The 19,497-nt window shown below is 63.7% G+C and carries 16 protein-coding genes and 2 pseudogenes; 5 read left to right on the forward strand and 13 right to left on the reverse strand.

Annotated elements, in window-relative coordinates; translation table 11 throughout:
* Positions 1-56: 56 nt before the first annotated feature.
* The 6 genes from purU to CKW37_RS13640 all read right to left on the reverse strand — a co-directional run bounded on the left by purU (position 57) and on the right by CKW37_RS13640 (position 7,567).
* Positions 57-914, reverse strand: a complete 858-nt coding sequence (gene purU, locus CKW37_RS13615) for a formyltetrahydrofolate deformylase (RefSeq protein ID WP_095156227.1) — start codon at positions 912-914, stop codon at positions 57-59.
* A gap of 21 nt (positions 915-935) precedes the next feature.
* Positions 936-1,568 (reverse strand): sarcosine oxidase subunit gamma, encoded by a 633-nt coding sequence (locus CKW37_RS13620; protein ID WP_095156228.1) that lies wholly within the window; start codon positions 1,566-1,568, stop codon positions 936-938.
* 121 nt (positions 1,569-1,689) lie between these two features.
* Positions 1,690-4,707 (reverse strand): sarcosine oxidase subunit alpha, encoded by a 3,018-nt coding sequence (locus CKW37_RS13625; RefSeq protein ID WP_095156229.1) that lies wholly within the window; start codon positions 4,705-4,707, stop codon positions 1,690-1,692.
* Positions 4,704-5,033: a sarcosine oxidase subunit delta gene (locus CKW37_RS13630; protein WP_095156230.1), complete on the reverse strand. Its 330-nt coding sequence runs from the start codon at positions 5,031-5,033 to the stop codon at positions 4,704-4,706. Before CKW37_RS13630 ends, CKW37_RS13625 begins: the two co-directional genes overlap by 4 nt.
* 14 nt (positions 5,034-5,047) lie before the next feature.
* Entirely contained in the window at positions 5,048-6,298 is a 1,251-nt protein-coding gene (locus CKW37_RS13635; RefSeq protein ID WP_095156231.1) for a sarcosine oxidase subunit beta, read from the reverse strand.
* Positions 6,299-6,313: 15 nt separating this feature from the next.
* Positions 6,314-7,567, reverse strand: coding sequence for a serine hydroxymethyltransferase (locus CKW37_RS13640; RefSeq protein WP_095156232.1), 1,254 nt, complete (start codon positions 7,565-7,567; stop codon positions 6,314-6,316).
* A 328-nt stretch (positions 7,568-7,895) separates the two neighbouring features.
* On the opposite strand from CKW37_RS13640, the gene CKW37_RS13645 reads away from it, so the two are divergent.
* Positions 7,896-8,936 (forward strand): low specificity L-threonine aldolase, encoded by a 1,041-nt coding sequence (locus CKW37_RS13645; RefSeq protein WP_095156233.1) that lies wholly within the window; start codon positions 7,896-7,898, stop codon positions 8,934-8,936.
* A gap of 47 nt (positions 8,937-8,983) precedes the next feature.
* Here CKW37_RS13645 and CKW37_RS33630 read toward each other — a convergent pair whose 3' ends face one another.
* The 4 genes and pseudogenes from CKW37_RS33630 to CKW37_RS13660 all read right to left on the reverse strand — a co-directional run bounded on the left by CKW37_RS33630 (position 8,984) and on the right by CKW37_RS13660 (position 11,628).
* Complete coding sequence (locus tag CKW37_RS33630; RefSeq protein WP_371864291.1) at positions 8,984-9,721, reverse strand: methyl-accepting chemotaxis protein; 738 nt, start codon at positions 9,719-9,721, stop codon at positions 8,984-8,986.
* Positions 9,722-9,850: 129 nt separating this feature from the next.
* Positions 9,851-10,999, reverse strand: a pseudogene (locus CKW37_RS33635) (cache domain-containing protein); the annotation flags it as partial.
* Positions 11,000-11,098: 99 nt separating this feature from the next.
* The gene (locus CKW37_RS13655; RefSeq protein WP_095156235.1) at positions 11,099-11,401 is read right to left on the reverse strand and encodes a cell division protein ZapA; all 303 of its coding nucleotides are present in this window, start codon (positions 11,399-11,401) and stop codon (positions 11,099-11,101) included.
* On the reverse strand, positions 11,398-11,628 hold the full coding sequence (locus CKW37_RS13660) for a hypothetical protein (protein ID WP_095156236.1): 231 nt from the start codon (positions 11,626-11,628) through the stop codon (positions 11,398-11,400). The genes CKW37_RS13655 and CKW37_RS13660 overlap by 4 nt, the downstream gene beginning before the upstream one ends.
* Before the next feature lie 296 nt (positions 11,629-11,924).
* Between CKW37_RS13660 and CKW37_RS33640 the strand changes: the two are divergent.
* From CKW37_RS33640 to CKW37_RS13670, 3 genes and pseudogenes are all read left to right on the forward strand, one after another.
* Positions 11,925-12,680: pseudogene (locus CKW37_RS33640) on the forward strand (MCP four helix bundle domain-containing protein); the annotation flags it as partial.
* The gene (locus tag CKW37_RS33645) at positions 12,672-13,535 is read left to right on the forward strand and encodes a methyl-accepting chemotaxis protein (protein ID WP_371864292.1); all 864 of its coding nucleotides are present in this window, start codon (positions 12,672-12,674) and stop codon (positions 13,533-13,535) included. The pseudogene CKW37_RS33640 and the gene CKW37_RS33645, both read left to right, overlap by 9 nt.
* A gap of 323 nt (positions 13,536-13,858) precedes the next feature.
* Positions 13,859-14,734: a hypothetical protein gene (locus CKW37_RS13670; RefSeq protein WP_095156238.1), complete on the forward strand. Its 876-nt coding sequence runs from the start codon at positions 13,859-13,861 to the stop codon at positions 14,732-14,734.
* A gap of 9 nt (positions 14,735-14,743) precedes the next feature.
* Here CKW37_RS13670 and gbcB read toward each other — a convergent pair whose 3' ends face one another.
* Positions 14,744-15,847, reverse strand: a complete 1,104-nt coding sequence (gene gbcB / locus CKW37_RS13675) for a glycine-betaine demethylase subunit GbcB (protein ID WP_095156239.1) — start codon at positions 15,845-15,847, stop codon at positions 14,744-14,746.
* Positions 15,848-16,129: 282 nt separating this feature from the next.
* Here gbcB and gbcA point away from each other — a divergent pair, with 282 nt between their 5' ends.
* Positions 16,130-17,419 (forward strand): glycine-betaine demethylase subunit GbcA, encoded by a 1,290-nt coding sequence (gene gbcA, locus CKW37_RS13685; protein ID WP_095156240.1) that lies wholly within the window; start codon positions 16,130-16,132, stop codon positions 17,417-17,419.
* 61 nt (positions 17,420-17,480) lie between these two features.
* Here the strand turns inward: gbcA and CKW37_RS13690 are convergent, their stop codons facing one another.
* Both CKW37_RS13690 and CKW37_RS13695 read right to left on the reverse strand, forming a co-directional pair.
* Positions 17,481-18,461, reverse strand: a complete 981-nt coding sequence (locus tag CKW37_RS13690) for an RHS repeat-associated core domain-containing protein (RefSeq protein ID WP_095156241.1) — start codon at positions 18,459-18,461, stop codon at positions 17,481-17,483.
* Positions 18,449-19,372 carry an RHS repeat-associated core domain-containing protein gene (locus tag CKW37_RS13695; protein WP_095156242.1) on the reverse strand — a complete coding sequence of 308 codons (924 nt, stop codon included), beginning with the start codon at positions 19,370-19,372 and terminating at the stop codon, positions 18,449-18,451. The genes CKW37_RS13690 and CKW37_RS13695 overlap by 13 nt, the downstream gene beginning before the upstream one ends.
* Between the last annotated feature and the right edge of the window lie 125 nt (positions 19,373-19,497).

Raw genomic sequence — 19,497 nt, forward strand, 5'->3', positions numbered from 1 at the left:
AGCTCGCTCCTACAAGGCAATGGTGACCCTGTAGGAGCGAGCTTGCTCGCGATGATTTAGAGAACGACTGTCCGATTGGCGTTCAGAAACACCCGCCGCTCAATGTGATAACCAACCGCCCGTGCCAAAGTCAGGCACTCGATATCCCGCCCCTTGGCAATCAGGTCTTCGGGGTAATGGCTGTGATCCACCACCTCGACACCCTGGGCGATGATCGGGCCTTCATCGAGGTCGTTGTTGATGTAGTGCGCGGTGGCACCGACCATCTTCACGCCCTTGTTGTAGGCCTGGTGATACGGCTTGGCGCCCTTGAAACCGGGCAGCAGCGAGTGGTGGATGTTGATCGCCCAGCCATCCAGGCGCCGGCACAGCTCCGGCGACAGCACCTGCATGTAGCGGGCGAGGATCACCAGCTCGGCGCCGGACTCTTCGATCACCTGCACCACCTTGCGCTCCTGCGCTGGCTTGTCGTGGGGATCGAGCGGGAAATGGTGATACGGAATGTGGTGCCACTCGGCCAGCGGCTCCAGGTCAGGGTGGTTGGAAATCACCGCGACCACGTCCATCGACAACTGTCCGATGCGCTGGCGATAAAGCAGGTCGTTCAGGCAGTGGTCGGCCTTGGAGACCATGATCACCACCTTGGGCCGGTGGTTCGGCGCGGTCAGTTCGAACAGCATGCCGAACGCTTCGCCGCGCTCGGCGAGGCCGGCGCGAAAGCCGGTCTCGTCGAAGTCGTCGGGCTGGCGGAACTCCACGCGGATGAAGAAGCGGCCGGAGAGCCGGTCATCGAACGAGTGGTGCTCGGTGACGTAGCAACGCTGCTCATAGAGGAAGCGGGTGACCGCATCCACCGTGCCGAGCAGGCTCGGGCAGTCGGCGGTGAGGATCCAGGTGTCCGGGGCACGGCTCATGACGACTCTCCTGTGCGGGGCTCAGGCCTGGATGGCCAGGCCGTATTCGGCGGAAGCGTCCTGCAGCCACAGCCACCAGTAGTCGGAGAAGCTGCGACGGATCAGCAGTTCCCAGGTTTCCTCGCCGGTACGGCGGATCACCAGTTGGGACTTGGCGAAGACCGTGCCGACCGCCTTGCCCACCGGGAAGTTGTTCGGGTGCACGTCGTAGCTGGTGGACTTCATCAGCACGTCGCGCACGTTAGGACCGCTCAGCTCCAGCAGGGTCTGGCCGCCGCTGACGTTGACGATCTGGATGTGCTGGTCAGCCAGCGCTTCGCGCAGGGCGTTTTCCACCGGGACTTCCTGGCCACCGGGCACGATCAGCAGCCATTCGTCCGGGCCGAGCCATTGCAGCGACATGTCGCCGTTGGCGACCACGGTCAGGGCGACCGGCAGTTCCAGGCCGATGGCCTTGAACACACCGCCGGCGAAGGCCGGGTCGTGACCGTTGCCACGCAGGGTCAGGTGACCGAGGAATTGTTTCTCGCGCAGGGTGACCCCGGCGTTCTTGCGACCCTTGCCGACCAGGCTGGACAGGTCGGCGTGGTGCAGCGGCGACTCGGCCTTGGCGTCGTTGCCGGGGCGTTGCTCGTAGACGTTGATGGCGCTCATCTTTTTATACCTGCCTGAATTCTGGAAACCGGTTTGGGGCTGCTGTGCAGCCCATCGCGAGCAAGCTCGCTCCTACAGAGGAACGAGCCGCTCTTGTAGGAGCGAGCTTGCTCGCGAAGCCTCAAACGTTCTGCCGCTCACCCTTCGGATCGAAGAACACCGAGGAGCAGATTTCCGCCTCGATCACGCTGCCATCCGCCTGGGGCGAATACACCCGCTCGCCGATGCGCTTGAGGCCACCCTTGACCACACCCATGGCGAAGGAATAACCCAGCGAGTTGGCGGCGTAGCTGGAGGTGACGTGGCCGACCATCGCCACCGGGATCGACTGTTTCGGGTCGAACACCAGTTGCGCGCCTTCCGGCAGCCATTTAGTCGGGTCGACCGGCTTGAGGCCCACCAGTTGCTTGCGGTTCTCGCGCACGCAGTCTTCGCGGTTCATGCCACGCAGGCCGATCCACGAGTACGGCTTGTTGCGGCCCACGCACCAGCTCATGTTGAGGTCGTCCGGGGTCATCGAGCCGTCAGTGTCCTGACCGACGATGATGAAGCCCTTCTCGGCCCGCAGGACGTGCATGGTCTCGGTGCCATACGGGGTCAGGTTGTATTGCTTGCCGGCCTCGACGATTTTTTCCAGGACGCCCATGGCGTAGTTGGCCTGGATGTTCACTTCGTACGACAGCTCGCCGGTGAAGGAGATACGGAACACCCGCGCCGGCACGCCGCCGACCTGGCCTTCCTTCCAGCTCATGAACGGGAAGGAATCCTTGTCCAGGTCGATATCGCTGACCTCGGCCAGCAGCTTGCGGCTGTTCGGGCCCGACAGGGTCAGGGTCGCCCAGTGGTCGGTGACCGAGGTGAAGTACACCTTCAGGTCCGGCCATTCGGTCTGCTGGTAGATCTCCAGCCACTGCAGCACGCGGGCCGCGCCGCCGGTGGTGGTGGTCATGATGAAGTGGTTGTCGCCGACGCAGGCGGTCACGCCGTCGTCGAAGACCATGCCGTCTTCCTTGCACATCAGGCCGTAGCGGGCCTTGCCCACGTCGAGCTTGGTCCAGGCGTTGGTGTAGATGCGGTTGAGGAATTCACGGGCATCCGGGCCCTGGATGTCGATCTTGCCCAGGGTCGAGGCGTCCAGCAGGCCCACGCTGTCGCGCACGGCCTTGCATTCACGGGCCACGGCGGCGTGGATGTCTTCGCCGGCACGCGGGAAGTACCACGGCCGTTTCCACTGGCCGACGTCTTCGAACTCGGCGCCGTTCTTCACATGCCAGGCATGCAGCGCGGTGAAGCGCACAGGCTCGAACAGGTGACCGCAATGCCGGCCCGCCACGGCGCCGAAGGTGATCGGCGTGTAGTTGGGGCGGAACATGGTGGTGCCCATTTCCGGGATGCCGATGCCCAGCGAACGGGCGGCGATGGCCAGGCCGTTGACGTTGCCCAGCTTGCCCTGGTCGGTGCCGAAGCCCAGCGCGGTGTAGCGCTTGACGTGCTCGACCGACTCGAAGCCTTCGCGGGTCGCCAGTTCGATGGCGGCGGCGGTGACGTCGTTCTGCTGGTCGACGAATTGCTTCGGCGCCCGCGCGGTGTTTTTGTCGTGCGGCACCTGGAACAGCGCCAGGGTCGCTTCTTCCTGGCGCACCAGGGCTTTTGGCAGGGTAGCGGCTCCGGCCTTGAAGCCGGCTTCGGTCACGGCGCGGGCGCCGCCTTCGAAACCGTCGGCCAGGGCATCACCGAGGGCGAACACGCCGTTGATGCCGCCCACGCACACGCGCTTCTGCGGTGCTTCACCCGGCACGAAGCCGAGGATGTCTTCACGCCAGACCGGCTTGCCACCCAGGTGCGAGGCCAGGTGGACCACCGGGCTGTAGCCGCCGGAGGTGGCAACCAGATCGCACTCCAGCCATTCGCCGGGGCTGGTGACGGTGTGGGCCTTGACGTCGATGGCCGCGACCCGCGCACCGGTGACGCGCTTGCTGCCACGGGACTCGACCACGGCGCTGGAGGTCAGGATGCGGATGCCTTTGGCGCGGGCTTCTTCCACCAGCGAACCGCGCGGGTTGTGCCGCGCATCGGCGACGGCGACCACTTGCAGGCCGGCGTCGTGCCAGTCGAGGGCCACGCGGTAGGCGTGGTCGTTGTTGGTCGACAGCACCAGCTTGCGGCCCGGCGCCACGCCGTAGCGCCGCACGTAGGTGGAGACGGCGCCGGCGAGCATGTTGCCCGGCACGTCGTTGTTGCCGTACACCAGCGGACGCTCGTGAGCGCCGGTCGCCAGCACCACGCGCTTGGCGCGGACGCGGTGCATGCGCTGGCGCACCTGGCCGATCGGCGCTCGGTCACCGAGGTGGTCAGTGAGGCGTTCGTGGATCGTCAGGAAGTTGTGGTCGTGGTAGCCGTTGACCGTGGCGCGCGGCAGCAAGGTGACTTCCGACAGGCTCTTCAGCTCGGCGACCACCGCGGCGACCCAGTCGGTCGCCGGCTTGCCGTCGAGGCTTTCGCGGCTGTCCAGCAGGCTGCCGCCGAATTCTTCCTGTTCATCGGCGAGGATCACCCGCGCCCCGCTGCGCGCGGCAGCGAGGGCTGCGGCCAGGCCGGCAGGGCCGGCGCCCACCACCAGCACGTCGCAGTGCTGGTTCATGTAGTCGTAGGTGTCCGGGTCGTTCTGCAGCGGCGCTCGGCCAAGGCCGGCGGCTTTACGGATGTACTTCTCGTAGGTCATCCAGAACGACTGCGGGTACATGAACGTCTTGTAGTAGAAGCCCGGCGGCATCAGCTTGCCGCCGACCTTGCCGAGAATGCCCATGACGTCGTTGTTCACGCTCGGCCAGCCGTTGGTGCTGGTCGCCACCAGGCCCGCATACAGCGCCTGCTGGGTAGCCCGCACGTTGGGGATCTGGGTGGCTTCGCTGGCGCCGATCTGCAGGATGGCGTTGGGCTCTTCGGAGCCGGCGGCGATGATCCCGCGGGGACGCGAGTACTTGAAGCTGCGGCCGATGATGTCGACGCCGTTGGCCAGCAGCGCGGCGGCCAGGCTGTCGCCGGCATAGCCCTGGTAGGTCTGGCCGTTGAAGGTGAAGTTCAAGACGGTGCTGCGGTCGATGCGACCGCCGCTGGAAAGGCGATAAACCTGGCTCATACCTTTTCTCCCTGGCCGTTGGCGACCAACTGCGGGGCGGTGCCTTTACCGGTGACTTGTGGCTTGCTGCCGATCTTGTAGGTTTCCAAAATCTCGTAGGTCACGGTGTCGCGCGTGGCATTGAAGTACTGGCGGCAGCCGGCGGCGTGGATCCACAGCTCGTGGTGCAGGCCGCGCGGGTTGTCGCGGAAGAACATGTAGTCGCCCCACTGTTCGTCGGTGCAGGCGTTCGGGTCCAGCGGACGCGGGATGTGAGCCTGGCCGGCCGCGTGGAATTCTTCCTCGGAGCGCAGTTCGCCGCAGTGTGGACAGAAGATGTGCAACATGATGATTTCTCCTGTTAGTGGGCGACGGCGGCTGCGCCGTGTTCGTCGATCAGGGCGCCGTTGTGGAAACGGTCGATGGAAAACGGTTTGGCCAGCGGGTGCATTTCGCCCTTGGCCAGGCTCGCGGCGAAGACGTTGCCCGAACCCGGGGTCGCCTTGAAGCCGCCGGTGCCCCAGCCGCAGTTGAAGAACATGTTCTTGACCGGGGTCTTGGAGATGATCGGGCAGGCATCGGGGGTGGTGTCGACGATGCCGCCCCACTGACGGTTCATGCGCACGCGGGAGAGGATCGGGAACATCTCGACGATCGCTTGCAGGGTGTGTTCGATGACCGGGTACGAGCCGCGCTGGCCGTAGCCGACCCAGCCGTCGATACCGGCGCCGATGACCAGGTCGCCCTTGTCCGACTGGCTGATGTAGCCGTGCACGGCGTTGGACATGATCACGCTGTCGATGATCGGCTTGATCGGCTCGGACACCAGCGCTTGCAGCGGGTGCGATTCCACCGGCAGGCGGAAGCCGGCCAGGCGTGCCATGTGCCCGGAGTTACCGGCGGTGACCACGCCGACGCGCTTGGCGCCGATGAAGCCCTTGTTGGTTTCGACGCCGATGACGGCGCCGTTTTCCTTGCGGAAACCGATGACCTCGGTCTGCTGGATCAGGTCCACGCCCAGGGCGTCGGCGGCACGGGCGAAGCCCCAGGCCACGGCGTCGTGACGGGCCACGCCGCCGCGCCGTTGCACGGTGGCGCCAATGATCGGGTAACGGGTGTTCTTCGAGCAGTCGAGGTACGGAATCTCGTCGCTGACCTGCTTGGCGTTGAGCAGCTCGCCGTCGACGCCGTTGAGGCGGTTGGCGCTGACCCGACGCTCGGAGTCACGCATGTCCTGCAGGGTGTGGCACAGGTTGTAGACGCCGCGCTGGGAGAACATCACGTTGTAGTTGATGTCCTGCGACAGACCTTCCCAGAGTTTCATCGCGTGCTCGTAGAGGTGCGCCGATTCATCCCACAGGTAGTTGGAGCGAACGATGGTGGTGTTGCGGGCGGTGTTGCCGCCGCCCAGCCAGCCTTTCTCGACCACCGCGACGTTGGTGATGCCGTGTTCCTTGGCCAGGTAGTAGGCCGTGGCCAGGCCATGGCCGCCACCGCCGACGATGATCACGTCATAGACCTTTTTCGGGGTCGGCGTGCGCCACATGCGCTGCCAGTTTTCGTGGTGGCTGAGGGAGTGTTTGAAGAGGCCGAAGCCCGAATAGCGTTGCATGGTCTGTTACTCCGCTCAGCGGTAAACCGGGAAGTCCGCACACAGTGCCGACACGTTGCGCGCCACATCGGCTTCCACATCGGCGTCGCCGAGGTTGTCGAGGATGTCGCAGATCCAGCCAGCCAGTTCCACACACTGGGCGACCTTGAAGCCGCGGGTGGTGACGGCCGGGGTGCCGATACGCAGGCCCGAGGTCACGAACGGCGATTGCGGGTCGTTCGGCACGGCGTTCTTGTTGACGGTGATATGGGCGCGGCCAAGGGCGGCATCGGCCTCTTTGCCGGTCAGGCCCTGACGGATCAGGCTGACCAGGAACAGGTGGTTGTCGGTGCCGCCGGACACTACATCGTAGCCACGCGTGATGAACACGCCAGCCATGGCTTGGGCGTTATCGATGACCTGCTGCTGGTAAGTCTTGAAGCCAGGCTCCTGCGCTTCCTTGAAGCACACGGCCTTGCCGGCGATGACGTGCATCAGCGGGCCGCCTTGCGCGCCGGGGAACACTGCGGCGTTGAGCTTTTTCTCGATCTCTTCGTTGGCCTTGGCCAGGATCAGGCCACCACGCGGACCGCGCAGGGTCTTGTGGGTGGTGGTGGTGACCACGTCGGCGAACGGCAGCGGGTTCGGGTACAGGCCGGCGGCAACCAGGCCAGCGACGTGGGCCATGTCGACGAACAGCAGCGCACCGACCTTGTCGGCGATGGCGCGGAAGCGTGGGAAATCGAGGGTCTTGGAGTAAGCAGAGAAGCCGGCAACGATCATCTTCGGCTGGTGCTCGACGGCCAGGCGCTCGACTTCGTCGTAATCGATCAGGCCGGTGTTGGTGTCGATGCCGTATTGAACGGCGTTGTACAGCTTGCCCGAGGACGACACTTTGGCGCCGTGGGTCAGGTGACCGCCGTGGGCCAGGCTCATGCCGAGGATGGTGTCGCCGGCTTGCAGCAGGGCCAGGTAGACGGCGCTGTTGGCGGAAGAACCGGAGTGCGGCTGGACGTTGGCGTAGTCGGCGCCGAACAGTTGCTTGGCGCGCTCGATGGCCAGCGCCTCGACCTTGTCGACGTGTTCGCAACCGCCGTAGTAGCGCTTGCCCGGATAGCCCTCGGCGTACTTGTTGGTCAGGCCGCTGCCCTGGGCCTGCATCACCCGCTTGCTAGTGTAGTTTTCGGAAGCGATCAGCTCGATGTGATCTTCCTGACGTTGCTCTTCGGCATTCATCGCCGCCAGCAGTGCATCGTCATAACCTTGAATCTGGTCTTGCTTGCTGAACATCGCATCTCTCCCGGCAGCGGCATAGGTCGTGTAGGCGGGCGCCGTGGCATCGACGGCATCCTTTGCAGCGATGGTATGGCCGGGCCCCGCAGGCCAGATGCCTGCGCACGCCACGGAAAGGTGCGTTTACGACATTGTTTTGTCTTGTTTGCGATAGTCGTGCGGCCAAGGGCCCCATCGCTGGCAAGCCAGCGCCCACAACGCACCCTGTGGGGGCTGGCTTGCCAGCGATGAGGCCGCTAAAAACGACACAGAATCCAGGTTGTATAGGCAACCTCGCAATCGATGCTTTAGAGTGCTCCCCTGCCTCGCTCACAGGACTCGCGCCATGACAGAACAAAGCCAACAATTCGCCAGCGACAACTATTCCGGGATCTGCCCCGAGGCCTGGGCCGCCATGGAAAAGGCCAATCACGGCCATGAACGCGCCTACGGCGACGACCAGTGGACGGCCCGCGCTTCCGACCATTTCCGCCAGTTGTTCGAAACCGACTGCGAAGTGTTCTTCGCCTTCAACGGCACCGCGGCCAACTCTCTGGCGCTGTCGTCGTTGTGCCAGAGCTACCACAGCGTGATCTGCTCCGAGACCGCCCACGTCGAGACCGACGAATGCGGCGCGCCGGAGTTCTTTTCCAACGGCTCCAAGCTGCTCACCGCGCGCAGCGAGAACGGCAAGCTGACCCCGGAATCGATCCGCGAAGTGGCGCTCAAGCGCCAGGACATCCACTACCCCAAGCCACGCGTGGTGACCATCACCCAGGCCACCGAAGTCGGCAGCGTTTACCGCCCCGAAGAACTCAAGGCGATCAGCGAAACCTGCAAGGAACTGGGCCTGAACCTGCACATGGACGGCGCGCGCTTCGCCAACGCCTGCGCCTTCCTCGGCTGCTCGCCGGCCGAGCTGACCTGGAAAGCCGGGATCGACGTGCTGTGCTTCGGCGGCACCAAGAACGGCATGGCGGTCGGTGAGGCGATCCTGTTCTTCAACCACAAGCTGGCCGAAGACTTCGACTACCGCTGCAAACAGGCCGGGCAACTGGCGTCGAAAATGCGCTTCCTCTCGGCGCCGTGGGTCGGCCTGCTGGAGAACGGCGCCTGGCTGCGCCACGGCGTCCATGCCAACCACTGCGCGCAATTGCTCAGCAGCCTGGTGGCGGACGTGCCGGGGGTGGAACTGATGTTCCCGGTGGAAGCCAACGGCGTATTCCTGCAGATGCCGGAGCCGGCGCTGGAAAAGCTGCGGAATAAAGGCTGGCGGTTCTACACCTTCATCGGCAGCGGCGGGGCGCGGTTCATGTGCTCGTGGGATACCGAAGAGGCGCGGGTGCGGGAGTTGGCGGCGGATATTCGGGCGGTGATGGGCGTCTGATGATGTGCAGCCCTTCGCGACGGATCGTCGCGAAGGGCCCCTGCAATCTAGAGCCTGAACCCACCCATCTGCTTGGCCAGATCATCGGCCAACCGCTGCAACGCCTCGCAATCCTTCCGGCACGCCTCCACTTCCGTCGCCGTCGTCCGCGCCAGATCGGAAATCCCCTGCACGTTGCGGTTGATCTCCTCGGTCACCGCCGACTGTTCTTCGGTCGCCGTCGCCACCTGCAGGTTCATGTCGCTGATGCGCTCCACCTGCCCGGTGATGGTGGTCAATGAATCACCCGTGAGCTGACTCGACTCGACCCCCGTCCCCGTCGCCGTCTGCCCGGCATGCATCGAGGCCACCGCGGTGCCGGTGCCTTGTTTGAGGCGCTGGATCATCTGCTGGATTTCCCCGGTCGAAACCTGGGTGCGCTGCGCCAGGGTGCGGACTTCATCCGCCACCACAGCAAAGCCACGACCCATTTCCCCGGCCCGCGCCGCCTCGATGGCGGCATTGAGCGCCAGCAGGTTGGTCTGTTCGGAAATGCTGCGGATCACCGCCAGCACCTTGTCGATGGACGCCACTTCCTCGGCCAGTTCACTCACCGCATCCGCCGCCGTGCCGATCTCGCCGGACATCCCTTCGATATGCGCAATCGAGCGCTGCACCACGTCTCGCGCCTGCAAGGCTTCGTCGCGGGCTGTCTGCGAGGCGTGCGCCGCGTCGCCGGCGTTCTGCGCGATTTCCTGTACGGTCAGGCCCATCTGGTGAACGGCAGTGGCGACCATTTCGGTCATTTCCTGCTGCTTGAGCGAGCGATCAGCGGTGCTGACCACCACATGGATCACCTGCCCGACCGCCTTGCGCAACTGCTCGCTGGTGCGCAGGACTTCGCCGATCAGGTTGCGCTGGCCATCGAGGAAGCGGTTGAAGCCCCGGGCCAGATCGCCCAGTTCGTCGCGGCGGCTTTCGTCGAGGCGGTGGCTGAGGTCGCCGCCGCCATCGCCAATGGCGATCAGCGCGTCGGTCACCTGGCGAATCGGCCGCGCGATGCCCCGCGCCAGCAGCACCACCAACAGCAGCGAGAGCAAGGCAACGGCGCCGCCGATCAATGAGGTAAGCCAGACCGCGTCATGCATCTGTCCGTAAATCTGCGACTCCGGCACCTCGGCCACCAGACGCCAGTTCAGGTCGCGCAGCGGCAGGCTCAAGGCCAGGTAGCGCTCGCCGTCACGCTCGAAGCGGCTGCTCTGCAAGCCATCGGTTTTCGCCAGGATCGCCTGCGCCGCGGCCTCGCCGATCTGCTCGGACAACTGCCGCTTGCCGCCATGCTCGTTCTGCGGATGCACCTGGATCAGGCCGTCGCCGCGCACCAGCATCACCCGCCCGCGCTCGCCGAAGCTGAAGTTGTGGATCAGCTCGGACATCTCGGTCATGCGCAGGCCAAGCCCGCCGATGCCCACCAGCTTGCCGGCCTTCTCGATCCGGTAGTCGATGAACAGCGCCAGCTCACCGGTGGCGCCATCGGTATCGATGTTGAGCATGCGATTGTTGCCACTGTCGACGAATCCGAAGAACCATTTATCCGCCGGACTGTTGCGACTCAGGGTCCGGTCCAGGCCCTTCTCGTTGTAGTAGTGGTTGGTGTCGGTAGAGACGAACACCGACGTGAAGGCCTGGTTCTTCTCGCGCATGATTTCCAGGTACTCGACCACTGCCGGCGCCCCGGCAGGCTCCTCGCCAGCGGCGAGCCAGTCGCGCAGATAGGTGTTGTGGGCAATGTCGGCGGCCGCGGTCAGGGGCCGGCTGAGCATCCGCTCGATGTCGTTACGAATCGCCTCAATGCTGGCCGGCAATGCCGTGTCGACCAGGTAACGCTCGGTCAACCGGTTGACCGCCACCGTGTAGATACCGACCACGATCAGAATGCTCACCAACAGGGCTGCGCCCATGCTTGTGATCAGTTGCCACTGGATACTGCGCCGCCAGAAGTGCATGGAGTTCCCTCGGAGAAATAAGACCTGTACTGCAAATGACAGGCCAATTGTATACACATTGGTATCCAATAATTCCATACGAGCAGCACAATACCCCTCACGAATGTAAGGTCTGGCTGAAAAAAACGAGGGAAAGGGATGTAGGTGTGGGAGCCGGAACGCTCCCACACAAGGCGATCAACTGTTGACGATGGCCTGGGAGATGGCGTCGACCGTGGCGCTGACTTGCTCTTGATAACGGTCGAGGGCCTGCTGGTGCGACTGCTGCAGTTCGATCTGTCGCGAGCACAGGTTCAGGGCCGCGAGAACCAGCAACTTGTCACCGATCAGCGACGGGTAATTGCGCTTGGTATCGGCCAGGGAAGCCTTGAGCATCCGGACCGCCTCGTGGAGCACGTGCTCCTGGCCTTCGGGGGCCTTGATCGAGTAGTCGTTGCCCATGATCGAGACGACATTGATCGTCTGCGCGGTCTCGTTCATGCGCTAACAGCACCCGCGCTGGCACGCTCGATCAGCGCCTGCAGGCGTGCGGTGGTGGCGCCGTTCTTGTCTTCCTGTTCCATCAGGCTCAGTTGCAGGCTTTCGTTCTCGTCCTTGGCCTGGCTCAGCTCGGTGTCCAGTTGTGCATTGCGCTCGGCCAGTTGCTGATTCTTTTGCAGCAGCTCGCCGACCAGTTGTTCCAGTTGACTCAGAGTGGTGTCCAACATGATTGCCTTCTCGGGGGTGGTTGCGGGGGGCGCACACGATAAAGAAATCTCGACATGCCCGCCAGAGATATCGGGGCCAGAGCCCCGCGTTGGTGCACATTGACCTGATATAGGTCATCCGGTTCCCGCATTTGGTCGGACAACGCCTACATGAAACACGATAGGCGGCTCATATTTTGTCGGACAAAGCCTCAAGTCCAGCGCGCGTTTACCGATAGGCAAGTGGTACTCCTCCAAAACAGGCGCATGGATCGCGTCCCCTCTTGACTCGGATCCGACCCATGTCCCTACGCAACATGAATATTGCCCCGCGAGCACTGCTGGGGTTCGCGCTGATCGGCGCGCTGATGCTGACCCTGGGCATCTTTGCCCTCAACCAGATGAGCAAGATCCGCGAGGCCGGCGCGAACATCGAAAGCGTCACGGTGCCGAGCATCAAGAGCCTGGACCAGATCAGCCTGATGACCCTGCGCCTGCGCACCCTGTCCTACCGCCTGATGATCAACCGCGAGCCGGACCTGCTGCAGACCACCCTCACCCAACTCGACCAGCGCAACGAGCAGATCGATGCCCAGCGCAAGATCTACGAGCCGCTGATTGCCGCCGATGAAGAGCGCGCCACGTACAACCAGTACGTGCAGGTGCTCGGCCAGTACCGCCAACTCGAAACCCGCATGCGCCAGTTGTCGCAGAGCGGCGACCTGCCGGCTCTGCGCGACATGATCAACCGCGAGCTGCTGCAGAACATGGAGCAGGTCACCGCGCTCCTGGACAAGCTGATCAAGATCAACACCGAGCAGACCCGCGACTTCAACCAGGCCGCCACCGACCAGTACGAAATGGCCTTCAGTCTGGTGATCGCCCTGCTGGTCGCCGCGACGGTGCTGACCTTCCTCTGCGCCGTGCTGCTGACCCGCAGCATCGTCAAGCCGATTGAAGACGTGCTGGGCGTGGCCGAGAAGATTGCCGAAGGCAACCTGACCCACGTCATCCACCCGGAGGGCAAAGACGAGGCGGCACGCCTGCAACGCGCCATCGCTCAGATGCAGGAACAGTTGCGCGACACCCTGCAGCAGATTTCCGGCTCGGCCACGCAACTGGCGTCGGCGGCTGAGGAGCTGAACAGCGTCACCGAGGAAAGCGCCCGCGGCCTGCAACAGCAGAACAACGAAATCGAGCAGGCGGCCACCGCGGTGACCGAGATGACCAGCGCCGTCGAGGAAGTGGCGCGCAACGCGGTGAGCACCTCCGAAGCGTCGCAGGAAGCCACCCGCTCCGCCGGCGACGGCCGTGACCTGGTCATGGAAACCGTCAGCGCCATCGAGCGCATGAGCAACGATGTGCAGAGCACCTCGGTGCTGGTGGGCAACCTGGCCGAACAATCCCGCGATATCGGCAAGGTGCTGGACGTGATCCGCGGCCTGGCCGACCAGACCAACCTGCTGGCCCTCAACGCGGCCATCGAAGCGGCGCGTGCCGGTGAAGCCGGCCGTGGTTTCGCGGTAGTTGCTGATGAAGTCCGCGCCCTCGCCCACCGCACCCAGCAGTCCACCGCCGAGATCGAGCGGATGATCGGCAGCATCCAGGGCGGCACCGAACAGGCCGTCAGCTCGATGCGCAACAGCACCGAGCGCGCCGAGTCGACCTTGAGCATCGCCCGTGGCGCCGGCATGGCGCTGGAAACCATCACCGGCGCGGTGGCGCAGATCAATGAGCGCAACCTAGTGATCGCCAGCGCCGCCGAAGAGCAGGCCCAGGTCGCCCGCGAAGTGGACCGCAACCTGGTGAACATCAACGACCTGTCGGTGCAATCGGCCACTGGTGCACACCAGACCAGCGCAGCCAGCGCCGAGCTGTCGCGCCTGGCGGTGGACCTGAACAACCTGGTGGGTCGCTTCAGGATCTGATCCTGGCCTTGGGGGCGGTACGCCGCCCCTGAAGGCTTCGCACATCCCTGTAGAACCACGCCACCCGCAATCTGGACGGCACCACCACGAATCCACCTACAACATTCCGCCCTGACCTACTTCACCTACACCCAGCAACGCCACCACCACACCGCAACAATCCCACTTCCTACAAACCCCGCCTGAATCCCCCGGAAACCCCTTATTCCGCCGTCATCCGCCCCTTCTCCCCTCGCATGATTTGATGCAATTTCCCCCTGTTAACATTCCGACCAGTCCCTAACCTCTCGGCGTCCAGACCTCCTCCGAACGCCGGATCGCCCATGAACAAGGCTCAAGCCAGCCTGCTCCAAGAATCTTCCGACAGCACGCATCGCGCACCCTGTCAGACCGCCTCCTTCTGGTTCTCCACCCACTTCCTGCCCGTGCCCCTCGCGATCGGCTTTCTCGGTCCGCTGCAAGGCCTGTCGCTCTGGCAATCGCTGCTGGCGATCATCCCCGCCGTGTTGCTCGGCAGCCTCGTTCCCGTCCTGTGCCGGTCCTTGCGCAGCGCGATCCTGCTGCTGCCGATCGCCCTGCTGCTCCATGTGCTGAACCTGGAAACCCTCTTCCGCGTGGCGATTCACCTGCTGCCCGGCACGCCCATCAACTGGCAGGCCATGGCATTGATGCTGGCGACGCTGATCGGGTTTATCGGCCCGGGGTTGCTGTACCGCGTGCAGGCCGTCCTCGCGCCGTTGCTGGCGTTGGTGTTCAGCCTGCTGACGATGGGCGCGGTGTTGTTGCTGGAAGCGGACACGGCGCAGCGTCAGTTGCAGTTTTCCTGGTCGGCGTTCGCGATTCAGGCGGTAGCGGCGGCGCTCTGGCAGATCAGCCTCACGCCGCTCGCCAGCAAAGGCACGCCGCATTACCTCGGCATCGCACTGCCGGGGCTCTGGCTGATGTCGCTGGGCGCGCTGATGGCCTCGGCCATTCCGGCGGTGGATACCGTGGTCAGCCTGCGCCTGGTGGGCGAGCGGTTCTATCCGGGACTGGGCAGCCTGGCGGTGCTGCTGGGTGCGCTGGCGATGGTCGCTTCCATGGCGACCCATTCCTACGCGGTGCTGGCGAGTTGGCGCTTGAATGAAAAAGCCCGCGGGCTGGCGCTCGCGGGCTTTGCGTTGCTGGCGTTGTGGATCGAGCGCCAGCTCCATTCGTGACGCCGGACCTCAATACTCGATCCGCACATCCCCTTTCGGCACGCTGCAGCACGACAGGATGTAGCCCTCGGCCACGTCCTCGTCGGTGATGCCGCCGTTGTGCTCCATCTCCACTTCGCCGCCCAGCTTGAGCACCTTGCAGGTGCCGCAGATGCCCATGCCACAGGCCTTGGGAATCATCAGCCCGACCTTCGCCGCCGCGGCGTGCACTGTTTCGCCGGGGGCGATGCGGCTGCTCTTGCCGGTGGCGGTGAACTCCACCAGGTGCAGGTCGCTGGCTTCCACTTCTTCCGCGGCTTCGGCGGCCTGTTCGGCATGCTCCACCGCGTCGGCCTTGGCTTCCGGCGGGGTCGCGCCGAACGACTCCTCGTGATACCGGCGCATGTCGTAGCCGGCGGCTTCAAGCAGGCGCTTGACCGCGGTCATGTACGGCGTCGGGCCACAGCAGAAGATCTCGCGCTCCATGAAGTCCGGGGCGATCAGTTCCATCAGCTTGTGGTTCAGGTAGCCGCGATAGCCGGCCCAGGGTTCGCCCAGGCCATGCTTCTCGCAAATGATGTGCAGGCTGAAGTTGTCGATCCGCGACGCCATGTGCTCCAGCTCGCGGTGGTAAATGATGTCTTTCGGCGAGCGGGCGCTGTGGACGAAGACCATGTCGACATTGGCGTTGGTGTCGTAGAACCAGCGGGCCATGGACATCACCGGGGTGATGCCGACGCCACCGCTGAGGTAGAGCACTTTCGGGCTGGGGAAGTCGATGGCGTTGAACAGCCCGACCGGCCCGTGCACCGCCAGCTCCTGGCCTTCGTGCAGGGTGTCGTGCAGGTAGTTGGAAACCTTGCCGCCGGGCACGCGCTTGATGGTGACCGAGAAACTGTAGGGCACCGACGGCGAGCTGGAGATGGTGTAGGAACGCATCACCGGCTGGCCTTCGATTTCCAGCTCCAGGGTGACGAACTGGCCCGGCTTGAAGAAGAACATGATCGGCTGGTCGGCCATGAAGCAGAAGGTGCGTACGTCCCAGGTTTCCTGGATCACTTTGACGCAACGCACGATATGGCGACCGTTGGCCCAGGTCTGGGTGGTCACCGGATTCAGAAAGGGATTGGACATGCTCTTCGTCTCCACGGCCGACTGCGGCTCTATGGCGAAGATAATGCGCAAGCCGCGAGCGTCCCACTTACCCATTCACGACATCGGCGTGCTTATCGCGACCAGCCCCCAGCGACAAGGGCTTGCTCGTCGGAAACGGATTCGGCCATGTCGCCCATGGATATGGTTCGTGGCGTGCCCGGACGCACACTCCGTCGCAAATGATCCCGCCGTCATTGCCTTGCGTCGCATAACAACGATTAGCCACTTTCGCCGGCCGAACAGGCCATGAGGACCGACACGATGGACGCTACCACCACCCTGAGCCTGGGCGACCCGCTGGAACCCGCACGCAAGGCCACCGCCGAGATGCTGCAGAAACGCGAGCGCACCTACTCTCTGCCACAACCGTTCTATACCGACGAGCGCGTGTTCCAGATCGACATGCAGGAGATCTTCCACAAGGAATGGCTGATCGCCGGCATGACTTGCGAGATTCCGGCCAAGGGCAACTTCCTCACCCTGGAAATCGGCAAGAACCCGATCATGGTGGTGCGCGGCGCCGAGGGTCAGGTCCACGCTTTCCACAACGTCTGCCGGCACCGCGGCTCGCGCCTGTGCACCAGTGAAAAGGGCAAGGTGGCGAAGCTGGTCTGCCCGTACCACCAGTGGACTTATGAGCTGGACGGCCGCCTGCTGTTCGCCGGCACCGAAATGGGCACCGACTTCGACATGAAGCAGTACGGGCTCAAGCCCGTGCATGTGAAGGTCGCCGGCGGCTACATCTTCATCAGCCTGGCGCAAAACCCGCCGGCCATCGACGAGTTCCTCGCCACCCTGGCGCACTACATGGAACCGTACGACATGGAGAACACCAAGGTGGCGGTGCAGACCACCCTGATGGAAAAGGCCAACTGGAAACTGGTGCTGGAAAACAACCGCGAGTGCTACCACTGCAGCGGTTCGCACCCGGAACTGCTCAACACCCTGCTGGAGTGGGACGACACCAACGACCCGCGTGCCACCCAGTCGTTCAAGGACCATGTGGCCGCTTCCGCCGCCGCCTGGGACGCCGAGAAAATTCCGTACCTGCACAAGAGCCATGGCCTGCGTAACCGCATCGTGCGCATGCCGCTGCTCAAAGGCACCGTGTCCATGACGATGGACGGCAAGCAGGCCTGCCAGAAACTCATGGGCCGCATCCAGAACCCCGACCTCGGCTCGATGCGCATCCTGCACCTGCCGCATTCGTGGAACCACTGCATGGGCGATCACATGATCGTCTTCACCGTGTGGCCGATCAGCGCCCAGGAAACCAAGGTCACCACCAAGTGGCTGGTGCACAAGGACGCCGTCGAAGGCGTGGACTACGACCCGCAACGCATGCGTGAAGTGTGGGACGCCACCAACGACCAGGACCGTCGCCTGGCCGAAGAAAACCAGCGCGGCATCAACTCCACCGCCTACCAGCCAGGGCCGTACTCGAAGACCTACGAGTTTGGCGTGGTGAACTTCATCGACTGGTACAGCCAGCGCGTGCTGGCAAACCTGGGGGCTGAGCCGGCGCCTTATTTGAAGGATGTTTCGGTGTAACACGGGAACGACGAGGGCTGGCCCCGCGGTGTCTTCGGTCACCATCGAGGCATGGCCCTTGTCACAGCCTTGTATCTTCGCTCACTTCGCGGTCACGACCGCGCCTGGCCTGGCGATAAGTGCCATTACGGTTAAATGGCTCTGGGAGAGGGGGTAACGGCGTGGTGCTCACACTGGGGGGGGGAGCAGCATTACCGGGACGTCTTGTCCCCCTCGGTCCAGAGACCGTTACGCCTTCCGCTATTGCACGTACGGCGTTGCCACCTTTAGCCGCCTCCACTTTGTGCTTGCCATGAATCCACCTGGCTGCCGTCGCCAAGCCTGGCGACTGGGGAACGACCGGATAGAGCTGCACCAGCGCCCGCCCGAGGATCTGTTGCACGCCCAAGACAGCGCTGACGCTCATGAGCGCTGTCGAGAGCGCTTGCATGCCCTCCGAAGGGTGTTCATTTGAACCCAGACCGACCCCTGTAAAGCCCAGAGGCGCACCGCCGATCCCGATCAAGGCATTGATGCGGTCAAGGCCGCCCAGGGAAGAACCGAGAATCGGCGGCTTGGCCGTGAAGTACCTCATCAACCGGTCAATCTTTCTCTTGGTCGCCATCTTCGCGATCTTCGGGAGGAACACCGCTTTAGCCCCCAGCACCAACCCCATCGCGATAGTCACGCCCGTCAGAACGTGCTCCCAGCTAGCGGCACGGCCGGTCGGATCGACGTAATTCACCGGATCGCCAAGGCAATAGGCATACGGATTCAAACCACCCTCGGCAAACGGGCTGAGCCGGTCCGGGCTGTGAAAGCGCATCAACACCGGGTTGTAGATCCGGTGGCCATTGCCCAGGTGATACCAGCCTTGTGGTCGCTCCCGCAGCTCGCCGTTGAAACCGAGGTGCGATCGCGCCTGAACGCCGGCCTGCTGGCTGCCATAAGGGCTGTAAGCAATGCGGCGGGTGCCGTCGGGTGCTCTTTCGGCCAATACGCTTTGACTACGGTCAACGGCAAGAAGGAGAGTCCGGCGCGAATCAAAATCTAGATTACCCATGTGCGGATACTCGTCCTGATTGAGGAGGTCGTCTCTGACAATCCGTTAGAGGTAAAGCTGCCAGGGCTTACATCCGACGGCGTGACCGGCGCGTGCTTCACCGTGCTTGCATGGCTCGAAAGCGAATTTAACGAGCCGGGAGAAAGGGGGCGACTGATAGCCGAACCGGGTGAGATGGGGGGTGAGGCTGGTGGTGAGGCTACCGGCTGAACCACCGAAGGAGCAGGAGGCGCCTTGTAACCACCCAAGAACATGTTTTTCAGTCGATTGCCAAGATCCGGCCGTAGAGTGGCACGGGTCTGGTAAAGCGTTTGAACACCAAGCCCCGCGCGCATGGCAACCCCTGCCATCGACGCGAAGGTGCCGACAATCGAGACCGCTTTGCCCGACTCAGCTCCGCCCAACTGCATACTGGCCCCCACGATACCCGTTGTCGCCCCGACCATACTGAGACGCGCTGACCACAAGGTGAGGCCGGCAGGTGGCACGAGGACAGAGGCCACGACGTTGGCCACCAGCAAGCTCACGTTCAATAACAGGCTGTGGAACGGGTTTCTTCCCAGCCAGTTCACGGCCCGCCCGGTAGGGTCGGTGTAGTTGATCGGGTCGCCGAGGCAATAGCTATAAAGGTTCAATCCACCGTCGCTGAATGGGCTCAAATAGTCAGGGCTGTGAAAACGCCTCAGCACCGGGCTGTAAATTCGGTGCCCGTTGCCCAGGTGATACCAGCCCTGCGGCTCCCTGAGCTGACCATTGAAGCCGGTACCGCTTGCCAGCGGCGCGCTGGCGCTCTGATGGCCATAGGGGCTGTAGCTCGCACGCCGGAGTGCCGCGCCGGCGAATTCGGCGAGGGGCGTTTGTTTGCCATCGGTTGCCAGCAAGCACGTTTGAACGGTTTTGTGGGCAGCCATGACAAGATCCCCGACGCCGTTGAACCCTATGGCGCCACGCTAACCCCATCCACGATTACGCCGCTACTGACAGATTTATCAGGTAGCAGCCCCGCATTCGCTGGTTGTTTTTTGAACACCCACGA

The sequence above is a fragment of the Pseudomonas sp. Irchel 3E13 genome (assembly GCF_900187455.1).
In the GTDB taxonomy this organism is placed as follows: domain Bacteria; phylum Pseudomonadota; class Gammaproteobacteria; order Pseudomonadales; family Pseudomonadaceae; genus Aquipseudomonas.